Genomic DNA, 12401 nt, shown 5'->3' on the forward strand with positions numbered 1-12401 from the left:
ATTACGCGCAATTCGCGCTGGCAAGGGCTTGCTGCAAATCGGCCCACAAATCGTTGGTCTCTTCAAGGCCGACCGAGATGCGGATCAGGCGTGGCGAGACGCCGAAATCCACCGCCGAGTTAAATTCACTGGCCTGGTTGATCACCGAAATCGCCGGCATCACCAGACTCTCAAATCCGCCCCAGCTCACGCCCATGTGGAACAGCTCTAGCGCGTTACACAGCTGTGGAATATCCACCTGCTCCGCCACTTCAAAGGCAAACAGACCGCTGTAGCCGCGCAAGGTGGACCACGACTGCGGTTTCAGCCCCGGATGGCAGACGTCGGTCACTAGCGGATGCTCCGCCAGTTTCTCAGCAATAGTCAGCGCGCTCTGGTGGTGGTGTTTCATGCGCAGCGGCAGCGTGCGCAGGCCGCGCATCAGCAGTGACGCTTCATGCGCCGAAAGTTTGCCGCCGAGGTAAGGACTGATGTGACGCGTAATGTGGTTGATGTGCTGCTGGCTGGCGATCACCAGACCAGCCACCACATCGCTGTGGCCGCTGATATATTTCGACGCCGAGTGCACCACGATATCGATGCCGCACAGCAGCGGCTGCTGGAAAATCGGTGAAGCCCAGCTGTTATCGATCATGCTGACCACGCCCGCTTCGCGCGCCATCGCGCCGAGCTTATTCAGATTCTGTTCACTCATCACCCAGCTTGAGGGACTTTCCAGATACAGCAGGCTGGCATCCGATAAGGCCGCACCAATTGCAGCTTCGTCATCGCCATCGACAAACTCGGTGACGATGCCAAAGCGCTGGCAGAAGCCACGCAGAAAGCGATAGGTATCGGGATAAACGTGATTAACGCACACCACTTTTTTACCCGGCGCCACCACGCTGAGAATCGCATTGCTGATCGCCGCCATGCCGCTGCCAAAAGCCAGACAGGCTTCGCCGCCCTCCAGCGCCGCCATCTTGTCCTGCAGCGCTTTTACCGTCGGGTTATCGACGCGCGAATAGAGCGGCTGATCGCTCTCGCCGCGAAAGCGCGCGATCATGCTGTCGTAATCACTGAAGGTGAACAGCGAAGATTGGTAAATCGGCGTAGTGACCGCGCCCATTTCATGGCGTTGATCGTGAGTGAGCAGCGTTTGTTGCGAAATCAACTTATCGTTTGGCATTCATTACATCCTTCATGTCGCGTTCGGTGATATCGAGAATTTGATGGCAGATCGCGCGCGCTGCCGTGCAATCGCGCTGGCGGATAGCGTTAAAGAGTTCACGATGCAGCGGGAAAGAGTCTGAAAACAGCGCCTGTTCCGGCGGTGATTCAAAAAATGCATGAAATGAGTCGTAAATGCCGTTGAGCATTTGTAGCAGCAATGGATTTCCGGCAGCCCGATAGATACTGGCGTGAAATGCCCAGTCTTCCGCACCGGCAGAACCGATCGCCAGATGCACTTTTTCCATCTCATTAAGACGTTGTTCGATTTCGATCAGATCGGCAGCCGAGGCACGTTGAGCCGCCAACGCGCAGGATTCCGACTCGATAATGCGGCGCACTTCCAGCGCGTGCAGCATGTTGGCCGAATCGTTTTTAAAGCGCAGCGATAAGAAGCTGTCGTTGACGCCCACTTCCGCCTGCAAAAAAGTCCCGCTGCCCTTTTTACGCAGAATAATGCCTAGCGCTTCCCAGCGTTTGAGTGCTTCACGCACCGTATTGCGGCTGACGCCAAGCTTCTCCGCCAGTACGCGTTCCGGCGGCAAGCGGCTGCCGGGCTGCGCACCCGACTGCGCCATATAGCGCGTTAGCGCATCGAGAATCAGCGTATCGCTGCGCGGCGTGGAAATAGGATGAAGCTCAGCCGGTATCTGCATGGCAATGCCTTAATTGGTCCAACATCTCTACCAATCGAATAGCAACGCGCGTGCCAGATTATTAATCCGCTGAATTGAATGAATTTTGTGCGGGGTTATAAGTGGACATTATGAGTTTTGCTGGTGCAAATCGAGGGGATTTGCACCAGTTGGGTACGTGGCAAGGGTATTGATCATCCTGGGAGGGATGTAGCCGCGAGCAACTAACACGTTTTTATTTATTTAAAACCTGCCAGCGTTTATAGACGTCGAGCGCTTGCGGTCGAGGCTGATATTGCATCGGCAAGCGCCGTTGTTCAATTGGCTTGCTGTATTCAGCGTAAAAGGTGTCCAGTTCAAAGTATTTACGATCGTCACGGTAATACGTCGAGTATTCTTCGCGTTTGGTGATGTATATCACCTGCTTTGGACTGCAATAATAGAGTGCACCCAGACACATTGGACAAGGGCTGGCAAGAATGTAAATGTCGCAGTCGGTGAGGTTTTCGCTGCTTGATTGACGGCAGGCTTCGCGGATGGCCAGTATTTCAGCGTGAGCCGTGGGATCATTCGTCTGTGCGACCTGGTTTGCGCTCTCAGCGATTACCTTGCCGTCGCGAACAATGACTGTTGCAAATGGGCGACCGCCCTCTTCAACGTTTTTCATTGCTAAATCGATCGTGCGTTGTACAAAATCCATTCGTTCCTCGCTTGTATACATAATTAACCATGACATGTTGAGCCTGGTTCAGTTTTGTATAATGCGAAAGCGATGAGCAGGCTAAACGTATACGATTTAACCGGTGAATAAGTAAAAGTTTATTTCTGATGGCGGTGATGGGCAGCACCGCCTTTAGAAGAGTAATAATCTTAATCGCAAGCTCGCATTTTAAGACTACTTACTGAGGACTACCATTGATGAGGGTTACGCAAAAATTCAGCCTGGCTCGGCAAAATTTCAAGATCGCGTTTTCCACAAAAAGCCTGCGACGGCATATTTCCTGTTAACGGCGCAATGTCACGCAGTTTCATTTCACGATTAACTTTAGGTAACCACTCTTCGAACTGTTTCGCGTAGGAATCCGCCAGATTTTTATCATGGGTGCGCCCGACAAAAAGCTTGCTTTTAGCGAGACGGGAAATGTCCGTCGCATATATTTCGTAGAGATCGCCACACTGTACAATTTCAATTGCGGTGAAATGCATATTGGGCCAGAAACTCACTTTTGCTGAAAAATTGCTGTAATTCATAAAATATCACTTATTGTTGGATTTATCTGTGTGCCAGATTATTCTGGTCGGGCCAGTAATTATAACGCCATTCTCATGGCCTGATACTGTCAGATAAATCCTGAACTTTTAAAAATGAATCGGTTTAAAACCCACGTTCTTAATTATGGGAGATTATCTTAACTGAAAAAGCCGTCATCATCCGGCGTCTTTCCTACCACGATTTGCAGCGTATTCCGCAGGCAATCCTGGAAAATCACATCATCGGTGCTCTCAAGCTCTGCCAGCAGATAGGCAATAATGCTCTTATTGGTAACAGTTTTTTTGTCTTTTATGATAGCGGTGATAATTGAGCCCAATATTTCGGCCTCAGATTTCAGCTTTACAGAACCACAATTGAAATAAGCGATAAAATCGGTACTGATATTCATTTTTTGCATGCGTTTCCCCTGGCGACGTTAGTGCCAGCACTTTATTGAGTAATAAAAAATTAATGGAATAGTCTGAAAAATGAGATCGCAAATGATCTCGTTAAGTTGATTGAATTTAATAAAAGGGGAATGTTGTTAATTTTAGAGAAAATGTCTATCAAGAGAGCCTGCTGAAGTTTACATTGAGTAGCGTGGGTTTCGGGGTGAAAGAAGTTATGTCACCACTTGATCACAAAAATATACAAACACGTAATAAGAGTACAGAAGTTTCTTATAATAAAACCGCTGTTATTTTAAGCAATTGAAATAAAATCAGCGATAACAGTCAGTTGAGTGATAGTTAGAGTCCAAAGAGAATTGTAAATTAGTCCTGTTAGGTGATTAATGCGCATTGTGGTTTATCGGTTTACAGATCACAGAAGCGCACATTGATGCGCTTCTGCCCCGGTGTCTAAGGCGTTACCGCTTCGCCGCTCACCACTTTTGCCTGCTGCAGGCTGGCCTCTTCCTCGCGGAACTTCAGACGATCCCAGACCCGGAAGAACGGATAGTAAATCACCAGTGAAATTGTCAGATTCACCACCTGCAAAACGGTGCCGGAAATATGCCCGCCGGTGGCCAGATAGCCGCTGACAAAAATCGGTGTGGTAAACGGCAGCGCAATCCCCGCCGGAGGCGCCACCAAACCGGTGCTCATCGCCGCCCACGACACAATCACCAGCACCACCGGCGTCAGGATAAAGGGCAGGAACAGATACGGGTTCATCACCAGCGGAATACCGAACACTAATGGCTCACTAATGTTAAACAGCGCCGCCGGTGCGGCAATTTTACCAAGCTGTTTCATCTGGCGACTGCGCGAACGAATCAGCATGAAAATCACCAATCCCAGCAGCGCGCCGGTGCCGCCGGGCGCAATCCACAAATCATAAAACTGCTGGGTAAAGATGTGCGGGATCGGTTGGTTGTGCTGAAACGCCTCGAGGTTTTCACTCATATTCGACAGCCAAACCGGCTGAATGAATACCAGCACAATCGCATCGCCGTGCAGTCCAAGCGTCCAGAGAATCCCAATCAGCAGCACCGAGAAAATCATGCCAGGCAAGGTGCCGCCCACGTGATGCATCGGCAAACCAATTACAGTAGCAATCAGGTTATTGATATCGCCGAACGGCGATGCTTCCACCGCCAGACGAATCACCAACACCACCGCCAGCACGCAAAAACCGGGCACCAGCGCGAGGAAGGATTTCGCCACCGCAGGCGGCACGCCCTCCGGCATCTTGATTACCAAATTACGGTTGTGCACAAAGCGGTAGATCTCGGTCGAGAGCAGCGCAACCACGATAGCCACGAACAAACCCTGGCTGCCAATCAGTGAAATCGGCAACACGCCGGTGACCAACTGCGTCGGCGCGCCTTCCACCGGGGCAAACAGCGTCTGCTGCGGAATGGTCATCACAAATGCCACTAACGCCATCGCGCCGCTGGTGAGCGGATCGAGCGTGCGATACTTCTCCGCCAGGCGGTAAGCGATGCCGAAGCTGGAGATCAGCGCCATGATGTCGTAGGTGGCGCGCACCGGATAAAGCAGTTTGTTGCGCCACGTCTCGCCAAACAGATCCGCCATTAAATGGCCCCACGCCGGAATCGGCAGATAGGCAAAGATCAGGAAGAAGCTGCCAATCAGCATAAACGGCATGTTGAGAATGATGCCATCGCGCACGGAGAGGACATGCTTCTGACCGGCGATTTTCAGTGCGACGGGCAAGACATAACGGTCTATAAAAGTACGGTTAGACATAGGTGTTCCTCTGGCTCAGTGGCGCAACGGATTATGGCGTGGCGAACTGCGGCAGCCACGGCTTGTTTAGGGTCAGCACTTCGTCAAGCAAGGCTTCGGCGGTCGCGACATCACCGACTAACGGATTGCCGAGCAGCGCCATCAGCGCTTGCTCACGATCGCCATGCACCGCGGCTTCGATAGTCAGGCGTTCAAACGCTTTGATCTGCTGCGTCAGGCCATTCATCAGCGGCGGCAACTCACCAAACGCCAACGGATGCGCGCCTTGCGCATCAACCAGACAGTTCACCTCCACCACCGCGTCATCCGGCAGGCCATGAATCGCGCCATTGTTGCGACAGTTCACCACCAGATTTTTGCCGCTGTTATTGTGAATCGCACTGATCAGCTCAACCGCCACTTCGGAGTAATACGCGCCGCCACGGAAACTCAGCTGCTCGGGTTTGTGCGCCAGATGCGGGTCGGCATACAGCGCGAACAGTTCCGCTTCCACTTTCATCACCTGCTCCGCGCGCGTGCCTTCATGACCGTTTTGCGCTTTCTCCTGCTCTTCGGCCAGCATCTGCGGCGTTTGCCAGTAATAACGGTGATACGGGCACGGAATCGCTTTGAGCGCGCGCAAGAACTGCGGCGACCACGGCATATCTTTGATGTTGTTCATGGTGAGCGATTGGCCATCGCACAGTTGCTCGATCACCTGCGCGGTCACATCCTCGCCGCGACAGGTCACCTGATGCACCCACACCAGATGATTGAGCCCGGCGAAGCGCAGCTGCACGTCATCCCAGGGCGCGTCGAGCATGCCAGCAATCATGTGATGCATATTCACCGGCACATTGCACAGCCCGATGATTTTCGCCTTGCTATAGCGCGACACCGCCTCCGTCACAATTCCCGCCGGATTAGTGAAGTTGATGATGAAGGCGTCCGGCGCCAGCTCCTCGACTTTGCGCGCTACTTTGAGCATCACCGGAATGGTGCGCAATGCTTTGGCAAAGCCGCCAACGCCAGTGGTTTCCTGGCCGAGCCGACCATATTTCAGCCCGAGGCGCTCATCCGCCGCGCGCGCGGCCAACAGTCCCACACGCAGCTGCGTCAGAACAAAACGAGCACCGCGAATCGCGTCATCCAGCTCAAAATGGACGCTCACTTTTACCTGCTCCAGCCCGTTTTGCTGCAGCATGCGACGAGTAAGATCGGCGATGACATTAACCTTTTCGCGCCCTTGCTCAATATCCACCAGCGCCAGTTCCGTCACCGGCAGCTGCGCATAGCGATTGATGATCCCTTCCACCAGCTCCGGTGAATAGCTGCTGCCACCACCAATAATTGCGATCTTAAGCATCTGTGCCTCCTGCCGCTGTGCGGCGGTAGAGTTCAATGATTTCGCCAGCCAGATCCTGAATCAGCATGGCGTTCATCAGATGATCCTGGGCGTGCACCAGAATCAGCGTGACCGGCAACTTACCGCTGCCTTCATCCAGACCAATCAGCGCGGTCTGCTGCTGGTGCGCAGCGCTGATGCTTTCGCCTGCCGCCGCCAGCTGTTGCTGCGCCTCGCTAAAGCGCCCTTCTCGCGCCAGTCGCAGCGCGCTGATGGCCGCGCTGCGGGCTGCGCCGGCCTGCACCAGCAACAGCATAATTTCCTCTTCAAACTCGATAGCCACGATTTCAGACATGCAGAATCCCCCACAGCACAACGCCGTGTAATGTCAGTTGGATGGGTTAAAAAGGACGTTTAAGAAGCGTGTAAGGCCAGCGCTTTATCGAGCACCTGTTCGCCACGCATCATGCCGTAATCCATCATGTCAATGACGGCGACAGATTTGCCTTGCGGCGCGGCAATGGCGCTAAGTCGGGCTGCTTCGAACTGCACCTGCGGGCCAAGCAGAACCACATCGGCATCTGGCAGAATGCGTTCGAATTCCGCCACCGGCACGGCTTTAATGTCAATCTCCATACCGCGACCTGCAGCGGCGTGCTGCATTTTGCTCACCAGCATGCTGGTTGACATGCCAGCAGCACAGCAAAGTACGATGCGCATAATTTCTTCTCCTGTGATTTGTTCCGGCCATTTAAGACCTGTCTCAGAGACGCTGTAAAGTGGCTGTGGGCAGAGGATTTTCTGATGGATAGATAATTTATTAATACAAGTCAGATGGATACGATTAAAATCGTCATGAAAATATTTTTCATGAGTGTGATCTTAACCGTAATTTAACAGTAAAAAGCCCAACAAACGGCGCTAACACCCCGCGATGAGATGAAAAAAAACTCAACATGAAAAATAATTTCATGCATGATGGACCTTCGCTACTGAGGATGTGATGAGCTAATGGATATTGTCTGGCAATTACGACAGCAGTCGGAGCGCGCGGATGCGCAGGAATCGAGGCTGGCGCGTTTTATTCTGGCGAACCTGCACGCCAATGTACACGTCACCATGGAGAGTCTGGCTACACAGGCTGGTGTGAGTCCGGATGTGCTAAGACGCTTTGCCACTTCGGCGGGCTGTCAGGATCTTGATGATTTTCTCCATCAGGTGCGGAAAGCCGGTCAGCAGCAGGATGTTGAATTTATCGATGTCATCCGCCAGAGGCAATCGTCGCTGAGTCAGCAGGAGAAACGTGTTGCCGAAGCGATTCTCAGCGACACTGCTTTTGCCGCTTCCGCCACCATCGAGCAACTTGCCGGCCGCGCAGAAGTCAGCGCCGCCACCATCACCCGCTTTGCGCGTTCGCTGGGTTGCGAGGATATCCGCGATTTGCGTATGCGGCTGGCGCGCGCGCCACAGAGACAACCCCCTCACGCGATTGCGCCGATTGAGGCTATTACTCAAGCGTTAACCCAGCAATATGGTCAAGCGGAAGCGGCGACCTGGCAACGTGCCGCAGAGATGTTGCGTAAAGCCCGAAGCGTACTGCTGATTGGCGCATCGGGGCTGCAAACTACGCTGGTGGCGGACGTCCATCAGCGCCTGCAAAACGCCGGACTGGCCAGCGCGTGGATTCAGGATGACAACCTGCTGAGCATGACGCTGAGCCGTTTGCAGCCGGACGACCTGTTGCTGATTCTCGCGCCTGATACGGTTAACAGCCACGTGCTTAGCGCAGTACACCATGCGCACATTCAAAAAACGCCGGTGATTGCGCTTTGTGCGAAGACATTAGATCTCGCCAATCAGGCCGATATTTGGCTGCCGCTGCCGGAAGCGCAACACGCGCGCCGTTACGGCATTTTGTTTGCGCTGGATCGGCTGGAAGCGGCGCTTTAAGCACAGCGGTTACTGAAACAGATCGCCACGATATTTAAACAGCTCCAAATCCGACGCGATGCCGAGTTTTTTCATGCCGGTCTGCTTATGAGCGCTGATGGTTTTGCGGCTGCGATTGAGTTTTGCAGCGATTTCGAACACTTGCATGCCATCAATAAAACAGCGAATCACTTCCGCTTCACGCGCCGTGAGCAATTTACTCAGCTGTGAAACACGCGAAACCTCGTTCGAATCTTCCTGCAAAATAGGACGATCCCGCTTACGGCCTGGCAATTGGCTTAGCAGGCTGGCGATGTCATCCGGCAGCGAGCGCTTGCCAGCAGCAATATTACGGATTGCCGCAAAGTAAGCCGGGGTCTCTTCACGTTTAGTGATATAGCCTTTAATGCCCAGATGCAGAGCCGCACGAATTACCGCAACACTTTCCATCGACGTTGAGAGCAAAATTTTCAACTGCGGATGATGCATCCGGATGTGTTTAATTAGCGATAAGCCATCTAACTGGTCGTTACCCAGAATGTAATCCAGCACCAATACGTCGGCACTGTTCTGCCCAAGCCAGGCCAACAGCGCTTTGCTGGTGCCAAATGTCGCCAGCATGTTGATATCGGGTTCACGTGTGGCAGCAACTTCGAATGAGAAGCGCATCATGGGATGATCATCCAGCATCACCACCTTAATTTTGTTCGCGTGAAACACGGCCATCTGCCACCTCGGTAACCTGAAACTCATATTGATACGGTTTGGCCCAGCATAGGCATTACCGGGACTTTTCTGAAGCGCTGAATGCTTAGGCGCGCGTAGGAAAATACTTATATTGTTTTTCATACACTTACTACTAAAAACCAAGACCTGGCCTGGCTGATTCCAGGCAGTATTACGTCAAAATCAAGGTAGAAAAATTACCGATTATTTGACGATGAAAAACGGACTGCTTTTTTACCTCTTGCTTGCTCTCCTGACGCTGGTTTTTATGCCAGGGCTGCCACATGCGCAAGGAAACGTGCTGACGCTGGCCCCGCGCATTGAAGTCAATCCGCCGCCGGTGACCTTTGCCGCGAATGTTCGCGCGTGGCTGCTAACGCATCCCGTGGTGCGCGTCGGCGTCTGGGGCGCGTCACAACCGCCGGTTAGCTTGGGCATGGAGCGTGGACAGTTGGCGGGCATTGACGCAGATTACCTGGCGCTGCTCGAATCGACGCTACAGTTACATTTTGAGCTGACTCACTATCGCAGCCGTGAAGAGGCGATTCGCGCGATGAATCATAAAAAAGTCGACATGCTGGCGATCTGGACACCCGATCTCACGCCGCACATGTCGGTGCATGCTTCATTGCCATGGCTAAACGACCGAGCGGTGATCGTCACGCGCGCCGGACAGCAAGCGCCGCGCGGTAAGCTGCCGTTACTCATGCTGGATAGTCAAACGCTGCCAGATATCAGTCCTTCGCCGGAAGCGTTTGAAGATTACTATCAGGCGATCAATTCCATCGCCTTTGGTCAATCCGCTGCCGCCGGTTTTAGCCATGCTACCGCCAGCTATCTTCAGCGTAATAATCAACTCGATAATCTGTGGCTACTGCCGCATCCTTCACTCGGCGAGTTCCGGCTCACTTTTGGCGTGCCGGCTGCCGAACCGCAATTGCTGAGCGCCATCAATAATGTGCTCACTCATCTGCCGCTGGTAAGCCGTTTGCGCATTGCACAAGGCTGGGGCATGGATCGTGAAGCGGTGATCGGTCATCCCGCGTTATCACTCTCGCCGGAAGAGCTGACATGGAGCCAGCAAAATCCGGCCATCACTGTATTGCTGGATGGTCGTCGCGAACCTATCAGTTATATCAGCCAGCAAGGGGAACCCTCTGGACTGGCGGTCGATGTGCTGCGGCACATCAGCGAGCGCTTCGGCTTACAGTTCAACTATCAAATAGCTGAAGACGATGCACAGCTGACCGCGCTCTGGGTGAAATATCCGCAGGCGGTGCTGGCCAGCAGCCTGACCATACCGGGGGAACCGGAAGCCGCCGATCTGTCGATGACGCAAAGTGAGCCCTGGCTGGTGACGCCAGCGGTGCTGGTGATGCAACGCAACACCATTCAGCCTGCTTCACTGCACGAGCTGGAGGGCGAGAGAATTGCTATCCAGCAGAATAATCCGCTGATTCCGTGGCTGGAAACCTGGTATCCCACGTTGCAACTGATCGTCACCGACACGCTGCAGCAGGCGCTGGTGCTGGTCAACAACGGCGAGGCGCACGGCGCGATTGGATCGCAATTCTCGGTACAGTATCAGCTGAAGCGCAACCCATTCCACCGTCTACACCAGTCGCTTTCGCTGCCGGTAAAACCTTACAGCGTGGGCTTTGCCGCCCAACGAGCAGACTCACCTGCTCTCAGTATTCTCAACAAAGCGCTACAACAAACGCCTCCCGATAGGCTGATGAGTATTGCCAGTTCCTGGCGTGACACACTCCTGGCGCCGGATCAGAAATCAGCACGCGCGTTTTCCCCCACCTTAATCGCGATCACCCTGTTGCTGGGGTCGCTGCTGTTCCTGTTGGTAGGCTGGTGGATTGGTCGATTGTGCCAGTCGCTAAAGGCCCTGCGTGAACGTCTCAACAGTAATCAAACCTTGATTCGTCAACTGCAGGAAGCCAAAGCAGAGAATGATCGGGTGCTCGCGGCGCGTAACGCGTTTATGAAGAGCATGGGCCACGAAATTCGCACCCCGCTCAACGCTATTACCGGCCTGCTGGAGTTAGAGCTGGAGCGATTACACAGCCAGCATCAGCACAATGAAAATTTGCAAACGGTGTATGAATCCGCATGCTCGCTGCTCTCCATCACCGGCGATGTGTTTGATATTTTCCGCGCCGAAGCGCGTGATGAACAGAGCCGCATCCGCGTGGTAAACCTGCCTTCATTACTGAGCAGTACGGTGGCGCTATTTCAGCAGCAAGCTGAGGAGAAAGGTTTGCGCCTGCATGTCACACTCGATCCCCATGCGCCGCGCGTGGAGTTCGATCCGCTGCTGATCATTCGGATCACCTCCAGCCTGTTACGTAATGCCATTCAACACACTCAGCAAGGCGATATCACGGTGACGCTGTGCTGTGAAACGCAGGAACCTAATGGCTATTTACCGCTGGCGATCGCGGTTAGCAATCAGAGCGACGGCTTGCTGGCCGAGCGCTGGGAAAGCTTGCAAGGCGCTGACGATACGCGCGCCTGGGCGGAAACCGGCTTTAGCCTGGCCGCCTGCCAGCGTATGGCGCAGGACGCCGGTGCGCAGCTCAAAGTCAACAGCGTTGCCGGTGAAAGCAACAGCGTGAGCTTGCACTTCTCTGCGGCGCCGGTAAACGCATCGCCAGCTGCACCGCGCGCTCCGGCACAGCCCACCCCGAAAGTGCTAATTGTTGACGATTATCCCCCCGCTCGTCTGTTACTGAGCCAGCAGTTGCAAAAGGCAGGTTGCGAGGTACTGAGCGCGTTAGATGGCCAACAAGGTCTGACGCTTTGGCAGCAACATCGGCATGAGATTGGATTAGTCATTACCGACTGCACCATGCCGCAGATGGACGGTTTTGCCATGAGCCTTGCGATTCGGCAACAGGAGAAAAACCAGCAGCTGGCAGCAACACCCATCTACGCTTTAACAGCGATGAGCAGTTTTGATGCCGCCGAAGATTGCCGCAGCGCAGGCATTGATGGCTGCCTGACCAAGCCGATTACGCCAACAGAGTTACGTGAAATTCTGTCGAATTGTCTGCGCACAAAGGAAACCACAGATTCCGCCCAGCGCGCCGGCTTTTAACTAT

The 12401-nt window shown here is 53.6% G+C and carries 12 protein-coding genes; 2 read left to right on the plus strand and 10 right to left on the minus strand.

Going from position 1 to position 12401, the window contains the following annotated elements:
• Position 1 precedes the first annotated feature (1 nt).
• The 9 genes from PO881_RS19695 to PO881_RS19735 all read right to left on the minus strand — a co-directional run bounded on the left by PO881_RS19695 (position 2) and on the right by PO881_RS19735 (position 7356).
• Complete coding sequence (locus PO881_RS19695) at positions 2-1168, minus strand: PLP-dependent transferase (protein ID WP_280173131.1); 1167 nt, start codon at positions 1166-1168, stop codon at positions 2-4.
• Positions 1155-1865 carry a FadR/GntR family transcriptional regulator gene (locus PO881_RS19700; RefSeq protein ID WP_110866887.1) on the minus strand — a complete coding sequence of 237 codons (711 nt, stop codon included), beginning with the start codon at positions 1863-1865 and terminating at the stop codon, positions 1155-1157. Before PO881_RS19700 ends, PO881_RS19695 begins: the two co-directional genes overlap by 14 nt.
• Positions 1866-2079: 214 nt before the next feature.
• Complete coding sequence (locus PO881_RS19705; protein WP_277974981.1) at positions 2080-2544, minus strand: nucleoside deaminase; 465 nt, start codon at positions 2542-2544, stop codon at positions 2080-2082.
• A 209-nt stretch (positions 2545-2753) separates the two neighbouring features.
• Entirely contained in the window at positions 2754-3095 is a 342-nt protein-coding gene (locus PO881_RS19710) for a hypothetical protein (protein ID WP_192413004.1), read from the minus strand.
• Positions 3096-3253: 158 nt separating this feature from the next.
• On the minus strand, positions 3254-3505 hold the full coding sequence (locus PO881_RS19715; protein WP_280173317.1) for a biofilm/acid-resistance regulator YmgB/AriR: 252 nt from the start codon (positions 3503-3505) through the stop codon (positions 3254-3256).
• A 451-nt stretch (positions 3506-3956) separates the two neighbouring features.
• Positions 3957-5309 (minus strand): PTS cellobiose transporter subunit IIC, encoded by a 1353-nt coding sequence (celB, locus tag PO881_RS19720; RefSeq protein WP_137387379.1) that lies wholly within the window; start codon positions 5307-5309, stop codon positions 3957-3959.
• Positions 5310-5340: 31 nt separating this feature from the next.
• Positions 5341-6654 carry a 6-phospho-beta-glucosidase gene (locus PO881_RS19725; protein WP_280173132.1) on the minus strand — a complete coding sequence of 438 codons (1314 nt, stop codon included), beginning with the start codon at positions 6652-6654 and terminating at the stop codon, positions 5341-5343.
• The gene (locus tag PO881_RS19730; protein ID WP_101761518.1) at positions 6647-6988 is read right to left on the minus strand and encodes a PTS lactose/cellobiose transporter subunit IIA; all 342 of its coding nucleotides are present in this window, start codon (positions 6986-6988) and stop codon (positions 6647-6649) included. Before PO881_RS19730 ends, PO881_RS19725 begins: the two co-directional genes overlap by 8 nt.
• A gap of 59 nt (positions 6989-7047) precedes the next feature.
• Positions 7048-7356, minus strand: coding sequence for a PTS sugar transporter subunit IIB (locus PO881_RS19735; RefSeq protein ID WP_280173318.1), 309 nt, complete (start codon positions 7354-7356; stop codon positions 7048-7050).
• 288 nt (positions 7357-7644) lie between these two features.
• On the opposite strand from PO881_RS19735, the gene PO881_RS19740 reads away from it, so the two are divergent.
• Positions 7645-8583: a MurR/RpiR family transcriptional regulator gene (locus PO881_RS19740; RefSeq protein ID WP_137387377.1), complete on the plus strand. Its 939-nt coding sequence runs from the start codon at positions 7645-7647 to the stop codon at positions 8581-8583.
• Between the two features lie 9 nt (positions 8584-8592).
• Here PO881_RS19740 and PO881_RS19745 read toward each other — a convergent pair whose 3' ends face one another.
• Positions 8593-9288, minus strand: coding sequence for a response regulator transcription factor (locus tag PO881_RS19745; protein WP_192413008.1), 696 nt, complete (start codon positions 9286-9288; stop codon positions 8593-8595).
• Positions 9289-9556: 268 nt separating this feature from the next.
• Between PO881_RS19745 and PO881_RS19750 the strand changes: the two genes are divergently transcribed.
• Positions 9557-12397 (plus strand): transporter substrate-binding domain-containing protein, encoded by a 2841-nt coding sequence (locus PO881_RS19750; protein WP_280173133.1) that lies wholly within the window; start codon positions 9557-9559, stop codon positions 12395-12397.
• Positions 12398-12401 lie beyond the last annotated feature (4 nt).

Source organism: Pantoea sp. SS70, assembly GCF_029866845.1.
Lineage (GTDB): Bacteria > Pseudomonadota > Gammaproteobacteria > Enterobacterales > Enterobacteriaceae > Pantoea > Pantoea leporis.

What these genes read in the sequence shown, in the direction of transcription:
- PO881_RS19705 (WP_277974981.1), bottom strand. Translation starts at nt 2,544, where the DNA reads ATGGATTTTGTACAACGCACGATCGATTTAGCAATGAAAAACGTTGAA.
- PO881_RS19730 (WP_101761518.1), bottom strand. Translation starts at nt 6,988, where the DNA reads ATGTCTGAAATCGTGGCTATCGAGTTTGAAGAGGAAATTATGCTGTTG.
- PO881_RS19745 (WP_192413008.1), bottom strand. Translation starts at nt 9,288, where the DNA reads ATGGCCGTGTTTCACGCGAACAAAATTAAGGTGGTGATGCTGGATGAT.
- PO881_RS19715 (WP_280173317.1), bottom strand. Translation starts at nt 3,505, where the DNA reads ATGAATATCAGTACCGATTTTATCGCTTATTTCAATTGTGGTTCTGTA.
- PO881_RS19700 (WP_110866887.1), bottom strand. Translation starts at nt 1,865, where the DNA reads ATGCAGATACCGGCTGAGCTTCATCCTATTTCCACGCCGCGCAGCGAT.
- celB (WP_137387379.1), bottom strand. Translation starts at nt 5,309, where the DNA reads ATGTCTAACCGTACTTTTATAGACCGTTATGTCTTGCCCGTCGCACTG.
- PO881_RS19740 (WP_137387377.1), top strand. Translation starts at nt 7,645, where the DNA reads ATGGATATTGTCTGGCAATTACGACAGCAGTCGGAGCGCGCGGATGCG.
- PO881_RS19750 (WP_280173133.1), top strand. Translation starts at nt 9,557, where the DNA reads ATGCCAGGGCTGCCACATGCGCAAGGAAACGTGCTGACGCTGGCCCCG.
- PO881_RS19710 (WP_192413004.1), bottom strand. Translation starts at nt 3,095, where the DNA reads ATGAATTACAGCAATTTTTCAGCAAAAGTGAGTTTCTGGCCCAATATG.
- PO881_RS19695 (WP_280173131.1), bottom strand. Translation starts at nt 1,168, where the DNA reads ATGCCAAACGATAAGTTGATTTCGCAACAAACGCTGCTCACTCACGAT.
- PO881_RS19725 (WP_280173132.1), bottom strand. Translation starts at nt 6,654, where the DNA reads ATGCTTAAGATCGCAATTATTGGTGGTGGCAGCAGCTATTCACCGGAG.